This window comes from Klebsiella sp. BIGb0407 (assembly GCF_024807845.1).
Classification (GTDB): Bacteria; Pseudomonadota; Gammaproteobacteria; order Enterobacterales; family Enterobacteriaceae; genus JGM124.
The window spans coordinates 486872-506640 of sequence record NZ_JANUEQ010000004.1; the positions used below are offsets into that span (position 1 = coordinate 486872).

Here is a 19769-nt window from a genome sequence, read left to right on the forward strand (position 1 = left end):
TTTTGGAGATTTAGTATGCACGTCACTCATCGCGCCCTCTTCCGGCGGACACTGATTAGCCTGGTATTACTTGGGGCATTTAACCAGGCGATTGCTGCCGAAGAAACGCCACAGCCGGGCGGAACGTTACGTATTGCCTCATTACAACCTGATATGGATGCTTTTGATCCGCTGACCGGTTATTCCGTTGACTCCTGGGAAATACTCCGGGCGGTAACGCGCCAGCTAGTCACTTATCCGGGCTCAAAAGAGAGCCTGAAAGACGATACGAATCTGGTTCCTGACCTGGCGGAGTCCTGGGAAGTCAGCCCGGATGGGAAAACCTATACTTTCCACCTGCGCGACGGTATTAACTACGCAGGACCTACCACGCGCCCGATCGTTGCTAAAGATTTTGTCTATGCGATCAAGCGCTTCTGTGACCCTAATATGCAGGTGGCTGCGGTCAATTACTTTAACCTCGTCTTCTCTGGTTTTGCTGATTACTGCCACGATTTTTCCAAGGTGCCAAGCGGGGACTTAGCCGCCAGTAAAGCCTTTATCGACAGTCATGAAATTCCTGGCGTCAGCGCGCCGGATGATAAAACCCTGGTTCTGCGCTCAGACACTAAAAACTATGACTTCCTGAATATTCTGTCGATGTATTTTGTCACGCCGTTACCGGAAGAAGTGGCTTCACTCTACTTCCCGGACTCACAGGAGTTTCGTAAGAACTTCCCGTCCAGCGGGCCCTATGAAGTGGAAAGTTATGCCAGTGGGCAGAAGTTACTGCTGAAAAAAGTCGCGGGTTACAACCATGAGCAAGACCCGGCGCGTAAGGCCTATGTGGATAAAATAGAGGTCAGCTTTACCGGCAACAATCCGGACAGCATTATGCAGCGTATTCAGGCCGGTGACGCCGACCTCTCACTGTATCTTGATGTCCCGCCTCAGGCCGTTATTCGCCAGTATGTCACCCAGAATAACCCTGCCCTGCATGCCGCCAACAGCGGTGCCGCCAACTTTATTGCCATTAATGCCCAGCCACAGGCGAAAAGTGCAGGCGCCACCGCCTTACGTGACCTGCGCGTTCGTCAGGCTCTCGCTTATGGCATCAACAAAGCGCACCTGGTTCAGGCTCAAGGGGGCAAAATTGCCGCTCAGCCACTGGGGCAGATTATTACCAGCACCCTGTTAGGTCACGAGCCGTTTGATCCTTATGCCACCCCGGATAACAAAGGATCCGCAGAGAAAGCTAAAGCCTTGTTAACCGAAGCTGGGTTACCTGACGGCGTCACCTTCGATCTGGTTTATCGCGCCAATAATCAGTTCAGCACCCTGGCGGTGATCCTGAAAGAAGACCTGGCGAAAGCGGGCATTAATATCAATCTGATCCCGATTCCGGCCCCGCAGTTTATGGCCTATCTGCAAAGCCCGGAAAACCGCTGGGATCTGGCGTTAGGGCAGAACTCACCGGACTGGCAAGGACCGGCAACCCGTATGTTGCTGGGCGGCTGGCTGAACTCGGATGCCTCCCCTTGCGGACGCGGTAACGTCTATGCGGTTTGCTACAGTAATCCTCAGCTGAATGCGCTGGCAAAAGAGGCTTATGGATCCGACAACCCGGGCAAACTGTGGCAACAGGCGGATCAACTGGTCTCCCAGGATTTGCCGTGGATCCCACTGTTTGAGAAACGTCGTGTCGCGATAGCCTCCGATCGTGTGAATAACTGGACCTGGTCATCGCTCGCAACCCAGGCCGACATCGCCAATATCGCACTTAAGCCTTAACGGTATCTCTATGGCTCTACTGACAGTACGTAACTTAACTATTTCGCTCAATCCCGAGAACGCTTTGGTACGAGCGATTGATTTTCATGTGGAGCCCGGAGAGACACTGGCTATCGTCGGTGAGTCAGGCTCAGGCAAAAGCCTGAGCCTGCTGGCGGTACTCGGCTTGTTACCTGCAGAAATGCAGGTACAGGGCGAAATTGTCTTCAATGGCATGGCGCTGCATGATTTTACCCCCCGTCAAAAGCGCCAGATCCGTGGCGCACAGATTGGCTATGTCTCGCAAGATCCGCTCAGTAACCTGCATCCGCTGAAAAGTGTCGGCCGGCAGATAGAAGAAGCAATTCTCGCCCACCAGCGAGTCGGGCGAAAAGCACTGCGCCAGAGGGTGCTGGCATTGCTGGAGGATGTGGGGATCCGTGATGCCGCCCGCCGCTATCACGACAAACCGGCGAAATTTTCCGGAGGTCAGCGTCAGAGGGTAATGATAGCTATCGCTATTGCCCTTAACCCATCCCTGATTATTGCCGATGAGCCGACAACGGCACTGGATGCCACGGTCCAGGCGTCAATTATTCGCTTACTCAAGCGCTTACAGAAACAGCATGGCTGTGCGCTGGTGTTTATCAGCCATAACCTGCGCGTGGTCGCCGATATTGCTGACCGCGTGGTCGTTATGCAGCACGGCAATATTGTCGAGCAAGGCGAGAACCAGGCGCTGTTCCACCATCCACAGCAAGCCTATACCCGCGCCTTGTTGCAGGCAGGCTGGCACCAGCATGAATCCTCAGAACGCCCGTCGCTGGTCACTCCGTTACTAACCGTAGCGTCTCTTTCACGAAGTTATCCGCAGCCGGGATATTTTTGGTCACGAAAAGCACCCATACAGGTGCTGAACGATATCAGCTTTACGCTACATAAAGGTGAGATCCTCGGTTTGGTCGGTGAATCTGGCTCCGGGAAAACCACGCTGGGGAAAATGATTGTCGGTCTCGATAGCCCGCAGAGCGGCACTATTGATTTAGCCGGTAAGCCCTGGGCCGGACCCGATATTGCACGGCCTGGGCACCAGAATCCGCTGCGTCATGCGGTGCAAATGGTCTTTCAGGACCCTTACAGCAGTCTGAATCCGCGGCGAAAAATCGGCGATATTCTGGCTGAACCCCTGCAAATTACCGCGCATCGCGAGCAGGGAAAACCGTTGCAGCACGCTGAACTACAGCAAGCTGTCTCCGGCTTGCTGTCCCGGGTTGAGCTCGCACCGGAATTAATGACTCGCTACCCTTCCCAGCTCTCCGGAGGCCAGCGCCAGCGGGTGGTCATTGCCCGCGCCCTGGCGATGAAACCTCAGGTGATTGTCGCGGATGAAGCGGTCTCGGCGCTGGATATCACCACCCAGCACCGCATTATTCAGCTGTTCTCACGGCTGCGGGCGCAAACTGGATTAGCGATTCTGTTTATCTCTCATGATATGGACGTTGTCGCCGCCTTATGTGACCGCATTCTGGTACTGGAAGCCGGTAAAATTATTGAACAAGGCAGCCCGGAACAAATCTTCCAGAACCCCCAACAGCCATGGACTCGCCGTTTACTGGACGCTATTCCTGGAACCAAACAGCCCTTTAGTCAAGGAGGCAACTATGAGCCAGCAGTTACTTAGCGAATTACCTGAACTGGCGACCTCCTCCAGCCGTCTGTTCTGGCGCCGCCTGTGGCGGGACAAGAGTGCCCGTCACGGTCTGATTATTGTCAGCCTGATGATACTGGCGGCACTAGCAGCGCCATTGGTCGCTTATTTATTAGGCCATGGTGAAACGGAGCAATTTCGCGATATCGCCCTGTCGGATATGGGTATCCCAATAGGGCCGAGTGCGGCTTTCCCTTTCGGGGCTGACGATAATGGCCGGGATGTATTAGTGCGTACACTTTACGGTGTGCAGATCTCTCTGTTAGTGGCGATACCCGCGACTACGCTGGCCATGTTGATTGGCCTGTTTGTCGGACTGATGGGTGGATATCAGGGTGGGCAAATTGATGCGGTATGCCAGCAACTGATTAATTTAGTTCTGTCATTTCCTTTTGTGGTAACGGCCCTGAGCTTACTGGCCCTTAACCAAGGCGGGGAGAACGGCCCCCATGTTTCCCCCTCGCTGGTGGTTATCTTTGTTATTACCTTCTTCTCCTGGGGGTATTTTGCCCGACTCTCAAGGGGGCTGGTGCTCGACTTGCGTCAGCAGGATTTTATCCATGCAGCCAAACTGATGGGGGTTCCTTCATGGCGCATTTTATTACGCGATGTGATCCCTGCCGTGCTCCCGACCATTGGTGTTTTTTGGGCAATTCAGCTCCCGGCCAATATTGTTGCTGAAGCGACACTGTCATTCTTAGGTGTCGGTATTCCGGCACCTAATGCCAGCCTTGGTAATATGATTGCCGATGTACAGCGCTCAGCAATGTATCAGGTTCAGCCCTGGTTCCTGGCCACTCCTGCCCTGACGCTTTTTTTCATTGTTCTGGGCTTTAACTATTTAAGCAGCGGCCTGAGAAATGTGCTGGATCCACACCTGGAGTATCGCCAATGATGAACGTTGCTATGCTGTTCAAAACGCTGCTGCGTACTTTTCTGACCCTCTTTCTGGTGCTGCTGGTGGCCTTTTTTATGACCCGCGTCGCCTATCAGGATCCTGCGGTAATGCTGGCCCCACGTAATGCAACACCGGAGGCAATTGAGGCTATTGCCAGGGCACTGCATTTGAATGCCCCCTGGTATACGCAATTACAGTATTTTTTATTCCGCGGCCCTGATGTGCAAGGGGCCGCAGTAGGACTGATGAACTGGCCACCCGCCTTAGGCTACTCTTTTCGCTTTCAGGCTCCGGTCACGCAATTGATTCTGGAAAAAATACCCGTCACCCTCTCGCTGGCCTTAGGGGCCTTTGTTATCTGGAGTGCTCTGGCGTTAGTAACGGGTGTTCTGGCCGCGCGTTTTAAGGACCGCTTTGTCGATAAATTTCTCGGGCTCTTATCCTATATCTCCCTGTCACTGCCGACCTTTCTCAGCGGCATGTTGATTCTATTTTTTCTTTACTATCATCTGTCTTTGCTGAATATCAACTGGTTCCCTTCCAGTGGTTATGTGGCGTTTGGAGAATCTCCCTGGGAATGGTTCCGTCATCTGTGGCTGCCATGGCTCACCCTGACGCTGGCTGAAGTGGGGATTTTTCAGCGCGTGCTGCGTAGCAGTATGCTGGAAGTGCTACATAAAGATTATATCCGTACTGCCCGGGCGAAAGGTTTACCTGAATGGCGGGTTTATTTTGACCATGCGTTAAAACCGGCCCTGAGCCCGGTGTTAATGCTAACCGGTCTTGAGCTGGCTGCCGTGATTGGCGGCGCAATTGTGACGGAGAAAATGTTCGGTCTGGATGGTGTCGGTCGGCTGGCGATTGATGCCGCGTTAGAAGGCGATTTCCCGGTGGTGATTGGCACGACGATTTTCGCCGCCTGCGCCTTTATCTTCTGTAATTTCCTTACCGATATGATTCATCATCTGTTTCTACGCACCGACGCCTGACCTCTTACCCGCCCGACTAACCGCAAGCGTTAGTCGGGTCTGTCACCAACGGGAAGTGTCCTGGGTAACCAGGCAAATAAAATGCTGTTTGTATTCCCGCCAAAAGACGGCATTATCATGCTACAGTAAAAAAATCGTTAATGATGAGACCGTTAATTGTGCCCACTTTGAAAGTTTCCCTTTTGCAACAACCCTTAGTATGGATGGACGGTACCGCGAATCTGCGTCAATTTGATCTCTGTATTGAGAACATTACTGGCAGAGATTTGATTATTCTTCCGGAAATGTTTACCACCGGTTTCGCAATGGAAGCAGCGCTCCAGTCTTTACCCGAAGAACAAGTGATTGACTGGATGCATCAGAAAGCCCAGCTAACCCAGGCGATGGTAGCCGGTAGCGCCGCTTTACAAACTGAACGCGGGCCGGTTAATCGTTTTTTACTGGTTCAGCCTGACGGGACAGTGCATCGCTATGATAAACGCCATTTATTCCGTATGGCGGATGAGCATCATCATTATCAGGCGGGTGAAGAACGCGTGATTATTGAGTGGCGCGGCTGGCGTATTTTACCGCTGATTTGCTACGATTTACGCTTCCCGGTCTGGTCTCGTAACCGTGACGATTATGACCTTGCCCTGTATGTCGCAAACTGGCCTGCACCAAGGTCATTACACTGGCAGACCTTATTGCAGGCACGTGCGATTGAAAACCAGGCCTATGTCGCAGGATGCAACCGCGTCGGCAGTGACGGCAATGGCCACCACTATCGCGGCGACAGTCAAATAATCAGCCCGCAGGGCATTGTACTGGCCAGCGCCGATGCGCATCAGGCCACACGTCTGGACGCCTCCCTGTCTCTGCATACCCTTCAGGAATACCGTGAAGCCTTCCCGGCCTGGCAGGATGCGGACCCGTTTAATTTATAGTCAGATTCAGAGATAACGGCACTCGCCGTTATCTCTTTTTTATCGCTCCCCTTTATCGCTACCTCGCCATTTCCAGCTCAAGCAATTCAGCCACCTGCTGCGGTGCTCCACCGCTCATTAACTGCTGGCGAAATTCGACATGCATCAGCTTACGGGCAAGTCTGGAGAATATTTTCATATGGTCGCCTTTTTCCCGTTCGCTAACGGTCAGCATAATCACCAGCGAGACGGCTACTTCATCATTCCATGCCAGGGGCTCTGCCAGGCGCATCACCGACACTGAACTGCTGGAGACGGCAGAAGATTTGCAATGGGGAAGTGCAATCGCAAACCCCAGCGCCGTGGAGAAAACTTCTTCGCGCTGCCAGATAGCTTTTTCTACCTCGGCACCGGAAAAGGTTCGCTGTTCGACTTCCAGATTATCGGTCAGTACTTTTATCACCTCCGCCTTAGTGCTTATCTGGCTATCAAGCAGAATCAATGACGAATCAAAAACCGGCTTTGAGATATCAGCTGATAAATGCTGTAGTTGTTGTACAACCACGCCATCGGCGCTATCGCACTGCAAAGCCTGATTCAGTATCCGCTCGCTGTCCTCAATGGATAAGCTGGCTAAACGCGCTTTGACTGGCGCTATCCGGCTGGCTGACATACTGATTTGACGTAATCCGGCCCCCAGCAATAGCGTTAATGCTGCCGGATCACCGCCCATCTCTCCGCACAGGCTGATATCTATTTTCGCGTGATGTGCTTGCTCGGTTATCTGCTGCAACAGTTGTAAAAATGAAGGATCGAAGTAGTTATAGAGGTGACGCACCTTGCCGTTACCCCGATCGCAGGCAAGGAAATATTGCACAAGATCGTTACTGCCAATAGAGATAAAATCGATATAAGGTGCGGCCTTAGCCAGAAAATAGACCACCGACGGCACTTCAGCCATGATGCCAAGCGACCAGTCTCCGGTAGCAATGCCTTCTTTATTTAGCTGCTGTTGGGTAATGTTAAATTGCTCCCGAAGCCATTTAACTTCTTCAAGAGTGGTGACCATCGGCGCCATAATGTGTAGCGGACCGGTCTTACTTGCCCGTAATAAGGCGCGTATTTGTGTGCGGAAAAGACTCATAAATGCCGGATATAAGCGAATACCACGCCAGCCCAGAAACGGGTTTTCCTCTTCGGGAATATCCAGATAATCGCAGGGCTTATCACCGCCAATATCCAGGGTGCGGATCACGACTTTACGCCCTGCAGCCTGCTCCAGTACCAGCCGGTAGTCGTGATACTGCTCTTCTTCATCAGGAGGAGCTGAGCGTTCACAAAATAACATTTCAGTGCGAAACAGCCCTATCCCTTCAGCTCCCGCAGCAAATACTGTTTCGGCTTCAGCAGCAAGCGCGATATTGGCCAATACGGCCACAGGTATTCCCTCCCGGGTACGCCCCGGATGTTGAGTTAATGGTTGTAAACGTGCGGCAAGCCGATGCTGTTTCCTGGTCTCGAGCTGATACCAGCTCTCTGCCAGAGCATCTGGCGACAGCACCGCCACACCATAGCGAGTATCAAGCAATAACGTTTCGCCGCTATTAATCCGTCCCGATTCTGCGGCTTCAATACTTAACAGAGGAATACCGAACGAACGGGCGAGAATAACCGTATGCGACGTTTCCCCGCCCGCCCCCATAATGATGCCTTTCAGATACCTCCCCCTCAGAGCCAGAAACTGACCCGGCGTGAGCGGCTGCGGGCTGACAACGATGGTATCCCGTACTAACGCGGTCTGTGGCATTAGCTGCTGGGAGGTCAGATGTGCCGCAAGACGCAGTCCTAAGTCCTGTAAATCCAGCACCCGTTGCTGCAAATAAGCACTTTGACTCTCACGCAAAGGGCGGCTCAACTCATCCAGCGCCAGCGCCAACGACGCCAGTGCATTACGGGCGGGGCGTTGTGCCAGTAATGCCTCTTCCATTAAGCTGTCAGCCAGCAATTTGCTATGGGCCTGTAACACTGCGGCAGCATCACCTTTTGCCAGCCGCCACTCTTCATGAAGCTCGTGGCGAACTTTCTGCAACGCAGTCTGTATTTGCTGGTAGCGAATACCGTACGCTGTGGCATCCTCCTGTTCAGCCAGCTCTGACAGATCCGGCGCGCCCATATGTAGCGCAATACCCTGTGCGATCCCCAGACTGACACCCGTACCACGCAGAATTTCAGCCTTAGTCAGGCTCAGATAGACCGGTAACGGGCTTGAGATTTGCGGAGCTATACTGGCGGCAGGTTCATCGCACCCGGCAAACTCTTCATGGATAAACCGGGATAATGCCTGATGGGCCTGTGCCTCATCCTCTCCCTCGAGCAGCAGTTCACAGGGATCCTGATACAGGATATCAGTGCCAATCATCCCCAGAACGCTACGCGCATCGGCTTTACGCTGATTACGAAGGTTCAGGATATGAATATTTGCCCTGAATTCGTTTACACGCTGTTCAAGTGCGCTGGCGGGTCTGGCATGCAGGCCATTCTCCAGCGGGCAGTTAAAAGAGATGGTTAGCATGGCATTACCCTCTGGCCGATGGTGTTATACGCCACGAAACGGGGGCGCAAACAGGAACCGTTGATTGAGATTCAGAAACCGGACGTTCCGCCAGGGTGACCTCACTGATAATCGCCTCCATTTCTGGAGCATGATTTGCCTGTGAATACGAACCTGGGTTCCAGCCACGTAAAATAAGCGCCTCTTCCCCTTGTGCCTTTTTCAGGGTGCTAAAGTGCAGCGGCGTATCCCAGCGCAGCAGGCTGTAACTCGATGGGAACTGCAGTTGATGAGGATTGGTTTTAAAACGCGCCCAGCCAGAGTCCAGCCAGCCTGTTATTGGCGTACGCCAGCGCTCAACCTGCTGCCAGAAGTCAGCACTTTCACCCGCATGTAAAGGGATCAGTGCCAGACGGGTATGAAACTCACCGGGGATCTGTGATTCAGGGGAAGCCAGCGCCATGCCTGATGCCCGCCCGGGCCGCCAGGGCATACCCGCCCTTCCCAGCCAGCCAACGCTACGCAGCAGGGTAATAGCGATGGTCGACGGACGTTCTGCCGGGATTTCATATTCCCGGAGTCCGTCGGTCACCACGCTCATGCCTTGCTGACCATCGTGCATCATTACCAGGCTTTGCATCGGCCAGAGCGAAGCGGGAGCCTCATTCCATTGCTCCTGCTGCCAGACCTCAAGCGTTGACGGGCGGTTATCACGCTGGATCAGGCCGAATGGCTGATCGGCAAAGTGAATATCAGTCAATACTTCAGCTGGGATCTCGATTTGTAAACGATGATCTTCCAGGGTGTTATTGACACACACTTTGATATCCAGCCCCGGGCTTTGGTGCTCCAGCGTAATGATCGTGCTGACATCAAGCCGGGCATTACAGTGGCGGTTATTCCGGTCAGCCAGGGTACGAGGTGCGGTTATTGACCAGCTCAGGGTCAGGGTATCGGCCAGGGTTCCCTGTTGCCACTGCGCATCGTGCAATACACCCGTTACCCGCCAGTCATCTTCCGGGGGAGAATAGTTGTAGGTATCGCCCGCATCACCGCCGTCCACCAGCTGGATCAGGTTATTCCAGCGCTTACCGCTGCGCTTATCGAGCAATACCACTTGCCCATCTTCCAGCGTCAGTCGCAGCCACGAATTTTCCAGCACCGGAAGCATCGACGACCGGGCGAGAAAACCAGAGCTTCCTTCTTCCTGTAAATACAGAGTGGTATAGCCGCAGGCTTGCAGGCTCGAAACTTCCAGCAAGATTTCACATTTACGGTAAAATACCGGTTCTGTACTGTTAGAAAGCTCCTGCACAATCACCGACATATCCTGGGACGTTTCCTGCAAAATCTGCCAGCGACAAGGCTGTCCTTGCTCATCAACGATACGGAATGTTTCCCCTGGCAGATAAAGCGTCAACGCAACCAGTCCGTTGCGTGTTGCAGAAAGGGCATTAAAAATAATGATTTTTTTGCCATCCTGCTGAGCATGAATGCCCTTTGCCAGCATCTGCATATTCAGCTCATAAAGCTGGTTCGCCTTTTCCTGGCCCGCCAGTAGACGGTTCTTAACGATGGCGTTAACTCTGTCAGAGTTACAGCCGCCAATACTGTCGTGAGCGTGTGATTTCATCGCCTCACGCCAGATATTTTCGACCACGCGCTGAGGGTAAGGTAACCCGAGTATCCAGTTGATACTGAGCAGGGGCTCCAGCTGGCGACTGACAAAATCTTCCAGCCGGGCATTCGCCTGTTTGATATCCATGCGCGTTGAGAAAATACCGCGATGCACACGCATATATTTCGGACTTAATAATTCCCCTTCAAAGGTGTCCAGCGGCGTATCTACCAGCGAGTCAAAATAACGGGTGAAGTCGCTGCGCTCGAAACGGTACTCAGTTTGCCGGGCGTTCAGATTATCCAGCATATCCGGTACGCCATACTCAAAAGGTGACTGGTCGTTGCCGTTTGGCAACAATAGCTGCGAACTGCGGCTGAAAGCCCCCTGCTTTTCCAGCAATGTAGCCAGTCCTGGCCATGCCTGATGCGCGTCGGTGGGCAGCCATTTCGCAAAGCCGTAGCCCTGAGGTAATACGCTGGTGGTCACCGTGCTGCCATCCTGGCTGCGCCAGCGGAATTCGGTATAAGGCGTGTCGTACTCGCACCAGCCACGCCAGACCACGGCGCTATCAATTGCAAACTGCTTGAGGAACATAGGGAGCTGGGCACTCTGACCAAATGAATCAGGGACATAGCCCACTGCCATCCGGGGGCCAAATTCGTCGCAATCCGCCTGACCCAGCAATAAATTACGGGTTATCGATTCGGCCCCTACCACCAGGAAATCAGTCTGCGTATACCAGGGACCTATCAGTAACCGTCCCCTGGCCACTAATGCCTGAATACGCCCCCGGTTTTCGGGCGCAAACTGAAAATAGTCTTCCAGCATTACCGTTTGTCCATCCAGTATAAATGGACCTAATGATTCATCCGCTTCAAGGCGATTAAGAAGATCTGCCATAAAATAATAAAGCAGCACCTGCGAATCATTTTCTGTGAAATACCACTCCCTGTCCCAATGGGTATGTTGAATTAAATGGACAGTTTTCATTTTCTTTATTCCTGTATTCAGACATGCGTATCCCGCACAGATATTTACCTGCGCTAAAACATGGGGGAATTAATTAAACTGTATCAGCGATACATTTAACGACTCGCTTTAAATTTTGGTGCCTTGACTTCTTTTTTAAGCGCCGGAATTTCTGTTTCTCCCCGGAAAATAAGCAGTGAGCCAAAAGCAATAATTGCTGAGCCGCAGGCTATCGACAGGACATAAACAGGCCATTTTTCGACCGCCAGCCAGCCATAGAATCCAGAGATAGGCGCATGGTTAATCGATCCCAATCCAACTGCCATAGCAGCACCCACCGCAGATCCGATAACGTTAATAATAATCAGCCGGGGGTTTGACAGAGCAAACGGAATCGCCCCCTCTGAAACGCCGATGAGTCCCATCAGAGTTGAGGCTTTACCGGCTTCGCGCAGGGAGAGAGGGAAACGTGAAGACCAGATTAATGTCGCGACACCAATACCAATCGGCGGAATGATAATCGCCACCTGAGCCGCAGTATTCGGGGCGTAAATACCCGAGGCGAGTAATGCCATTGCGGTTGTCACCGCGGCTTTATTGATAGGGCCACCCAAGTCGAAACCGACCATGCCGCCAATCACTGCGGCCAGCAGAATCCGGTTAGTCCCGGACATCGACATTAACCAGCTTTCCATACTGTGGTTTAGCGCAGCCAGCGGGCTACCGATTAAAAAGGCCATCACCACGCAGGTGAGTAATGTTCCCCCAACCGGCAGGATAAAAATCGGCCCCGCAGAGGCCAGTGATTTTGGTAATTTGACATAACGGTTTAGCGCACGAACAATATAGCCCGCGACAAAACCCGCTGCCAGCGCGCCCAGAAAACCCGTCCCGAGGCTTCCGGCCAGCAAGCCACCTATCATACCGGGAGCCAGACCCGGCTTATTCGCGAGGGCGAAACTAATATAGCCCGCAACAACCGGGAGCATCAGGGAAAGCGCCATCCCGCCAAAGCCGTCAAATTTATGCAGCAAGCGAACCATCGTATCGGCCTGCTCGTAACTGGCATCCCAAATATTATCAATACCATAGAATGATGCACCAATACGGGCGATCCCCATCAGTACCGCACCGGCAATAATAAATGGCAGCATCCAGGAGACGCCGGTCATAATCGCGTTTTTGACTTCTATTCCTACCGACTGCTGGTTTTCAGACTGAAATTTAGCCATTTGACATCTCCTTCTCGACGGCTTCAAACACGGCATCAGCGAACTTAATCGGATCGGAAACGCTGCATTCAAGTTTCATCATGCCGTCAAAACGTTCTTTACCGCTAATAGCGACATCAGCGGCAATAATCACCGCATCGGCACGCGCCAGGTCGTCCGGGGTTATTTCATTTTCAGCGCCCATACTGCCCTGAGTTTCTACTTTCACCTCATGGCCCCGCTGCTTTCCTGTGATTTCCAGAGATTCAGCCGCCATATAGGTATGCGCGACGCCGGTGGGACATGCTGCAACACAAACAATATACATAATGCATCCTCTTAAATTCAGACCATAAAAAAAGCACAATGGCGAAAACGCGCATTGTGCTTTGTGCAAATAGCTTATGTTTAAACTGGCTCTCGCTGTCCGAACCACCCGCATGGCGGCAGACTAACAGCTGGTAAAGGTTAGAGTTACGAAAACTGAACACCAGTTCTTCACGTTTACGAGAATTCAGTCCGGTATCCCGAACATGTGGGCACAGGTGCTGCTGGTGATGGAAAGGCCGCCGAATACTGGCACAGAGTGTCTGACCTGCGCAGTCCCACAGCTGAGACCACTGTTTCGCCATTTGTGTATCCATGCATTCAGCTTCATCCGCTTCGCTTTCTGCGAGACTATTAACCGCGTTAAACCAGCATAAATCATCAAGCATAGTTTTCATTTTGCGATCCAAAGAAAGCAAAACAAAAAGTATATGTTTGATGATTAAATTTTCAGGCATAACGAAGCCGACCCCATCATGAATAATGAACAGCAAGATAAAATAAAAGAAACAATATAACTGTGATTGATTGCACAAACATTTAACATGATGAGAAACGGTTTTTTATTAACAATTGAAATTCACTCTATCCCGTTATATTCACCATCATATTTTTTGATTTATTTAAAAAAAGATAAGTTATAAAAAACGACTATCGACAATGATCATCCGAAAAAAAACACGAAAAATAGATAATATTTTCTAATCGATTAAGTCTCTTTTTTTTCACTCTGCGGCTGGCGTTTTTCAAATTGTTGAAAAACGCGTATTTACTAGTCTGAACCCTGATAGGAAGTATTGAAACGGATATAATGGGCATGGCGCTTGAGGCTTTCTGTCTCACAGCGTGCAGGAGTTTTGTTAACGTTGTTGTGCGGCAGAAAGAAGAAAGCCCCGTAGTTAATTATCATTAACCCACGAGGCTCACCCTATGTCTGAACAGCATCAGGATAGCCTCTTACTGCGCTCTGCGCAAGGAGAAGAAGGCTATGAAACGTCCACGTAGTACCCTAATCTGGTGCGTACTGATAGTGTGTCTCACACTACTGATATTCACATATCTGACACGAAAATCGCTTTGCGAAATTCACTACAGAGACGGAGAAAGGGAGGTGGCGGCTTTCATGGTCTACGAATCCGGTAAGTAGCAACCTGGAGGTGGGGGAAACCCCGTCTTTTCAGGGCTTCTGGCGCGATCGGTCATTGCCGCAAGCGCCTTTATGAAGGGGTTACCGGTTTGCTGGTAGCCCCTTTTTCCATCGTGCACTTTGATGGACTCATCAAAAGCAAAAAACCCACGCTTCTTTCAAAGCGTGGGTCTCGAATGTGGCGGAACGGACGGGACTCGAACCCGCGACCCCCTGCGTGACAGGCAGGTATTCTAACCGACTGAACTACCGCTCCACATTGTCCCCTTGCGGGAACGAGGCGAATATTACGATGAGCCTCTTAAACCGTCAATCATTTTTCTTCTAAAAAAGTGCGTTTGCGTTAAAAATAGTCTAAGTGCTGTTTTTTAACGCATTTAATCAGTATCAGCTACGCCACAAGCAGCTGCCGCCCTTCTTCTGTACTAAATCAAGACGTGATTCATGGGCCTGACACTCTTCTGCACTGGCAGGAATAACGCGCAATCCACCCGCACCACGAACAATGCGCTGGATACCGCTATTATCGGTTTGCTGCTGGCTATCCCCTTCCATAGAAAAGGTCAGCGATGTCTGGCCGCCGGTCATCATCAGATAGACGTCGGACAGGATCTGGGCATCGAGTAATGCGCCGTGCAGCGTACGCTTGCTATTATCTATCTCATAGCGCGAGCAGAGTGCATCGAGGCTATTACGTTTGCCCGGAAACATCTTCCGCGCCATCGCAAGGCTATCGGTCACTTTACAGAAGGTATCTGTTTTCGCGATGCCCCGATTCAGCATCTTGAACTCGTAGTCCATAAAGCCGATATCAAACGAGGCATTATGGATGACCAATTCGGCACCGCGAATGTAGTCGAGGAAAGCGTCAGAGATCTCGGCAAAAGTCGGTTTATCCAGCAGGAACTCATCCGCAATACCGTGAACGCCAAAGGCCTCTGGATCAACCAGCCGATCGGGTTTCAGATAAACGTGGAAGTTATTTCCTGTCAGACGGCGGTTGATGACCTCAACGGCGCCAATTTCTATAATGCGATGTCCTTCGTAGTGGGCACCAAGCTGGTTCATACCCGTGGTTTCGGTATCGAGGACTATCACCCTGTTAACATCAATTTCGTTAATAATAACCCCCATACTTCAGCGTTAAAGAAAGTACCTTTCCGTATTTTCCTTTTTTTTTGCGAAAGTGTACACCCAAAATCAATTGCGTACTTGTTGCAGCGGGGGTCGAAGGAAGACAACGCTAAGCCTGGTGAAAAGCCGCTACAAATGGTTTTTTTTGCCGGTATGCCTGCTTATCAGGCTAAGTGAAAATTCATGATTATGTATAAAAACAGCACCTTAATAGTTACTCATCAAACTATTAAGGTGCTGTTAATTTATTTCAGGCCGTCAGACCTAAATTTAGAGGAAGGCTTTATAAGGTAATTCGGGTTCATTTTTAAATATGTCGCTGAAGCCACGGAAGTGCTGGTAATGCATACGATTTTTATCTGTCGGATAGGTATATTTACCACCAACCTGCCAGAAGAAAGGGGCAAACTTATACTGCAAGCGATCTTTTTTCATATTCCACAGCACTTCAATTTCACGCGGGTCGCTTTGGAAATTAGCCCAAATATCATGGTGGAATGGAATCACAGTCTGGCAATCTAAAGACTCAGCGGCACGTAAAATATCTGAGGATGTCATTTTATCCGTCACGCCACGCGGGTTCTCGCCAAACGAGAAGAGCGCGACATCAATATCATAGCTATTGCCATGCGCTGCATAATAGTTTGAGTAGTGTGAGTCACCTGAGTGATAAACAGAACCACCGGTAGTTTCAATCAGATAGTTCACTGCGCGGGAATCCATACCATCAAGAATATCTTTATCCGTTGAGGAAACACCTGCTGGCAAGGTGACTAATGCTGTGCGGTCAAATGAGTCAAGTACGCGAATTTTCATGTCGCCTATCTCGATAATATCGCCCACTTTTGCGACAATACAGCGCTCTTGTGGAACACCCCATTTGAGCCAGAGATCGACGCAGGCCTGCGGGCCAATAAACTTAACGTGATCGCCGCAGTTTTGAATAACAGAAGCGGCAACATTGACATCAATATGATCCGCATGATCATGTGAAGCTAAAACCGCGTCGATTTCTTTTATTGCAAAGGGATCAAGCGGGAAAATAGAAGTGCGTAAATTAGGCTGTAGAGCTTCGACTCCCCCCATACGCATCATTTGGTGCTGTTTATTCATCAACGCATTTTTTTGGGTTTTTTTACCCGTTCCACACCAAAAATCGATAGATATATTAGTATTGCCTGCACTTTTTAGCCAAATACCGGTACAACCAAGCCACCACATTGAAAATGTATTTGGTTCAACGACTGTTTTTTCAATTTCTTCATTTAACCAAGTACCCCATTCAGGGAAAGTGCTAAGAATCCATGATTCACGGGTAACTTCATTCACTTTACTCATATTCATACCTGCTTTATAGAATTTTAAATGTAGGAAGCCTGATACCTTAATGATTAATTAAGGTATTTCAGCCATGAAATCTTTAAATTCAACAAATCATATCTATACCCAAAATAATTCGAGTTGCTCCCAGGCGGCAAGTTCAGACAGGCGATGAGCATAGACAAACTATGTGATTCGGCTGTCTGGACACAGGCAACACCCAAGCAACTTGAAGTGTGACGGGTATATGAATATCGTTATACGAGAATAACTTGAGTTCCTTGTTTTTCTATCGCATTAATAACATTGGGGTCGGCATTCTTTCCGGTAACTAAAATATCTATCTTGGTTACCGGACAAAATAGCATGCCGGTTCGATAACCCACTTTAGAACTGTCAACCACGACAACAAGTTTATCAATTTGGTCAAGCATCTGTTGCTCGGCAACGGCCGTTAACATATCCGTTTTGTAGAGTCCCTTTTCTGTTAACCCTTTTCCTGAGGTAAACATCCAGTTTCCTGCATAGCCGAGTAGAGTATTCAATGCCGGATTTAAAAAAATACTTTGCGCTTTATTGTACTGACCGCCAATTAAGATGACATCATCATGATCTTCTTCTATCAGATAGGCGGCCAGAGGGAAGTAATTTGTCACTATTTGAATATTTGTATTGCATAGCTGCTGGCCCAATAAAAATGCGGTCGAGCCACAGTTAATAACAGCACTTTCGCCTGGGGAGCAAAGTTGTGCTGCCTGTATAGCTATTCGCGATTTTTCATCATAATGATCGGTTGTAGTAATGTTTAGTGGCGACCATTTACTTTTAATCTCTTCGATTCTTTCAGCACCATTGCGAATTTTTCGAAGTTTTCCCTGTTCATCCAGCTTAGCGATGTCCCGCCGGGCAGTTGCAGGCGAGACATTAAATTTATCGGTGATACTGAGTACATCAATCACCTGATGCTGTTTAAGCAGCGAGAGTATTTTATGGTGTCTTTGTACTTCATTCATATTTGTCTCAACCTCTATCCTGTTGATAATCACTTACATGCATTTGCGCACTGTTTTTGATTCTTTGTGATTGAAAATGATTCTATTTGACGAGTTTGAAATTGTCAACTTACTGTTCATCAAAAATACACCCCCTCTAAAAAACCTCATTAGCGATTGATTTATATCTAATTTTAAGAAAATATGTGATCAACACACCAAAAATGTGGTCTTTATCTGGCAAATATCAGACAACTTGAAATAATCATATCCAAGCAAATCATGATCTCTTTTGACCATTACGATTTCGCCCCATGATTACTTTGGTTGTCTTAATGCTTACTTAATGAGACTCATTCGTAAGAGAATCCAAAGAAGTCGAATTGATCGATGATAAAAACAAATTCATTAAGGGTATGAATATGGATTTCTTTTATGACTCATTCTATATTTTTTACAGCCAGGTAATGACCAAGGCACCATTATTGTTGGGCTTAGTTACCTTAATCGGTTACTGGCTACTCCGTCGTGATGGCACAACGATTATCAAGGGTGCAATTAAAACCTGCGTGGGTTTTATGCTGGTGCAGGTAGGTGCTGAAACATTAGTTGCCAGCTTTAAACCTGTCATTGCAAAGATGTCTGAATATCACGGTCTTACCGGATCCGTGATTGACCCTTACACATCTATGATGGCGACCATCGAAACGATGGGGGATAACTACTCATGGGTCGGATATACGGTTTTATTAGCCCTGGCCATTAATATTATCCTCGTTTTATTCCGCCGTATTACAGGCATTCGTACCATAATGCTCACAGGCCACATTATGTTCCAGCAAGCAGGTTTGATTGCTGTGTTCTATTTTGTACTGGGCTGCGGCATGTGGGAAACCGTGATTTACTCAGCGATACTGATGGCGCTGTACTGGAGTATTTCGTCAAATATCATGTTTAAACCGACAGAGTCGGTGACAGGAGGAGCGGGATTTTCTATCGGCCACCAGCAGCAATTTGCCTCCTGGATTGCAACAAAAGTCGCCCCTAAATTAGGGAACAAAGAAGACAGCGTAGATAACCTTAAGCTCCCTAAATGGCTGCATATCTTTCACGATAGCATCGCCGCAACAGCCATTGTCATGACGGTTTTCTTTGGCATCATCATGCTTTCCTTTGGCCTGACTAATCTTCAGACTATGGCCGGTAAAACCCACTGGACTATCTATATTCTGGAAACCGGTCTGAAATTCGCAGTAGCCATTCAAATTATTGTTACTGGCGTAAGAATGTTTGTCGCTGAACTGTCGGAAGCATTTAAAGGGATTTCAGAGCGTGTGATTCCAAATGCAGTATTAGCTATCGACTGTGCGGCTATTTATGCTTTCTCCCCTAATGCTATGGTCTTTGGCTTTATGTGGGGAGCATTAGGTCAATTCGCAGCAGTGCTGGGCATGCTGGCATTCCAGTCACCCATTATGATAATTCCAGGCTTTATTCCGATGTTCTTTTCCAACGCAACCATTGGGGTTTTCGCTAACCATTACGGCGGCTGGAAAGCGGTAATGAAAATTTGCTTTATCATGGGAATCATTGAAGTTCTTGGCTCAGCCTGGGCTATTACGTTATTCAGTCAACAAGGTACCGAGTTCAGCGGCTGGATGGGAATGGCCGACTGGGCAATTGCCTTCCCGCCAGTGATGCAGGGTCTGTCATTCTCCAAATATTTTATCTTCGTCATTATTGCCCTGTCGTTTGTGTACATGTTCTTTGCCTCTAAAAAATTGCGCGCAGAAGAAGATGCCCAGGCTCATGCCGCTACTAATGTATCAATGGAAGAGAATGCATCTGCAGAACAAGTCACCCAGGTTGCAGGTGATGCCAGACCCGTCAGTATTCTTGCTGTATGTGGCAATGGGCAGGGGTCATCGATGATGATGAAAATGAAAATAGGAAGTTATCTCCAGAAAAAAGGCATTCCACATGTCATGGACTCCTGTGCGGTCTCTGATTACAAATCAAAGCTCGGCTCAACAGACATTATTGTCTCCTCTAAACATCTTTCTGCTGAGATGACCCCTGGGGAAGGTAAGTTCGTATTAGGCGTGCAAAACATGCTTAACCCCAACTCTTTTGGCGATGAACTAATTGATATAATTGATAAAAACTTCATCAAAATAAAATAACGTTACTTCATAGATTAATCAGTGGCTAGCGGCTCTGCCGCTATCCCACAGAAGAGGAATAATAA

Annotated in this window: 15 protein-coding genes, 1 tRNA gene and 1 pseudogene; 8 read left to right on the forward strand and 9 right to left on the reverse strand. The window is 49.5% G+C overall.

Features of this window, described 5'->3' with window-relative positions; genetic code table 11:
* The first annotated feature begins 15 nt into the window (after positions 1-15).
* The 5 genes from M2387_RS15110 to M2387_RS15130 all read left to right on the forward strand — a co-directional run bounded on the left by M2387_RS15110 (position 16) and on the right by M2387_RS15130 (position 6270).
* Positions 16-1770, forward strand: a complete 1755-nt coding sequence (locus M2387_RS15110; RefSeq protein ID WP_259050498.1) for an ABC transporter substrate-binding protein — start codon at positions 16-18, stop codon at positions 1768-1770.
* Positions 1771-1780: 10 nt separating this feature from the next.
* Entirely contained in the window at positions 1781-3430 is a 1650-nt protein-coding gene (locus tag M2387_RS15115) for a dipeptide ABC transporter ATP-binding protein (protein ID WP_259050499.1), read from the forward strand.
* The gene (locus tag M2387_RS15120; RefSeq protein WP_259050501.1) at positions 3411-4352 is read left to right on the forward strand and encodes an ABC transporter permease; all 942 of its coding nucleotides are present in this window, start codon (positions 3411-3413) and stop codon (positions 4350-4352) included. Before M2387_RS15115 ends, M2387_RS15120 begins: the two co-directional genes overlap by 20 nt.
* The gene (locus M2387_RS15125) at positions 4349-5344 is read left to right on the forward strand and encodes an ABC transporter permease (protein WP_259050503.1); all 996 of its coding nucleotides are present in this window, start codon (positions 4349-4351) and stop codon (positions 5342-5344) included. Before M2387_RS15120 ends, M2387_RS15125 begins: the two co-directional genes overlap by 4 nt.
* Positions 5345-5502: 158 nt before the next feature.
* Positions 5503-6270, forward strand: coding sequence for an amidohydrolase (locus tag M2387_RS15130; RefSeq protein WP_259050601.1), 768 nt, complete (start codon positions 5503-5505; stop codon positions 6268-6270).
* A 58-nt stretch (positions 6271-6328) separates the two neighbouring features.
* On the opposite strand, the gene ptsP is transcribed toward M2387_RS15130, so the two are convergent.
* The 5 genes from ptsP to M2387_RS15155 all read right to left on the reverse strand — a co-directional run bounded on the left by ptsP (position 6329) and on the right by M2387_RS15155 (position 13326).
* Entirely contained in the window at positions 6329-8821 is a 2493-nt protein-coding gene (gene ptsP, locus M2387_RS15135) for a phosphoenolpyruvate--protein phosphotransferase (protein WP_259050505.1), read from the reverse strand.
* Between the two features lie 4 nt (positions 8822-8825).
* Positions 8826-11411, reverse strand: coding sequence for a glycoside hydrolase family 38 N-terminal domain-containing protein (locus M2387_RS15140; RefSeq protein WP_259050506.1), 2586 nt, complete (start codon positions 11409-11411; stop codon positions 8826-8828).
* A 95-nt stretch (positions 11412-11506) separates the two neighbouring features.
* Positions 11507-12622: a PTS fructose transporter subunit IIC gene (locus M2387_RS15145; RefSeq protein ID WP_259050508.1), complete on the reverse strand. Its 1116-nt coding sequence runs from the start codon at positions 12620-12622 to the stop codon at positions 11507-11509.
* Positions 12615-12929, reverse strand: coding sequence for a PTS fructose transporter subunit IIB (locus M2387_RS15150; RefSeq protein ID WP_259050510.1), 315 nt, complete (start codon positions 12927-12929; stop codon positions 12615-12617). Before M2387_RS15150 ends, M2387_RS15145 begins: the two co-directional genes overlap by 8 nt.
* On the reverse strand, positions 12868-13326 hold the full coding sequence (locus M2387_RS15155) for a hypothetical protein (protein WP_259050512.1): 459 nt from the start codon (positions 13324-13326) through the stop codon (positions 12868-12870). The genes M2387_RS15150 and M2387_RS15155 overlap by 62 nt, the downstream gene beginning before the upstream one ends.
* Before the next feature lie 532 nt (positions 13327-13858).
* Here M2387_RS15155 and M2387_RS15160 point away from each other — a divergent pair.
* Together M2387_RS15160 and M2387_RS15165 are read left to right on the forward strand one after the other, a co-directional pair.
* Positions 13859-14008, forward strand: a pseudogene (locus tag M2387_RS15160) (DUF5431 family protein); the annotation flags it as partial.
* Positions 13956-14075, forward strand: coding sequence for a type I toxin-antitoxin system Hok family toxin (locus tag M2387_RS15165; protein ID WP_310572781.1), 120 nt, complete (start codon positions 13956-13958; stop codon positions 14073-14075). The pseudogene M2387_RS15160 and the gene M2387_RS15165, both read left to right, overlap by 53 nt.
* A gap of 179 nt (positions 14076-14254) precedes the next feature.
* Here M2387_RS15165 and M2387_RS15170 read toward each other — a convergent pair.
* The 4 genes from M2387_RS15170 to ulaR all read right to left on the reverse strand — a co-directional run bounded on the left by M2387_RS15170 (position 14255) and on the right by ulaR (position 17542).
* A tRNA-Asp gene (locus M2387_RS15170) sits at positions 14255-14331 on the reverse strand.
* Positions 14332-14462: 131 nt separating this feature from the next.
* Positions 14463-15209: a DNA polymerase III subunit epsilon gene (gene dnaQ, locus M2387_RS15175; protein WP_259050516.1), complete on the reverse strand. Its 747-nt coding sequence runs from the start codon at positions 15207-15209 to the stop codon at positions 14463-14465.
* Between the two features lie 270 nt (positions 15210-15479).
* On the reverse strand, positions 15480-16547 hold the full coding sequence (ulaG, locus tag M2387_RS15180) for an L-ascorbate 6-phosphate lactonase (RefSeq protein WP_259050519.1): 1068 nt from the start codon (positions 16545-16547) through the stop codon (positions 15480-15482).
* 239 nt (positions 16548-16786) lie between these two features.
* Positions 16787-17542, reverse strand: a complete 756-nt coding sequence (gene ulaR, locus M2387_RS15185; RefSeq protein ID WP_259050520.1) for an HTH-type transcriptional regulator UlaR — start codon at positions 17540-17542, stop codon at positions 16787-16789.
* A gap of 401 nt (positions 17543-17943) precedes the next feature.
* On the opposite strand from ulaR, the gene M2387_RS15190 reads away from it, so the two are divergent.
* Positions 17944-19704 (forward strand): PTS ascorbate-specific subunit IIBC, encoded by a 1761-nt coding sequence (locus tag M2387_RS15190; RefSeq protein WP_259050522.1) that lies wholly within the window; start codon positions 17944-17946, stop codon positions 19702-19704.
* Positions 19705-19769: the final 65 nt, after the last annotated feature.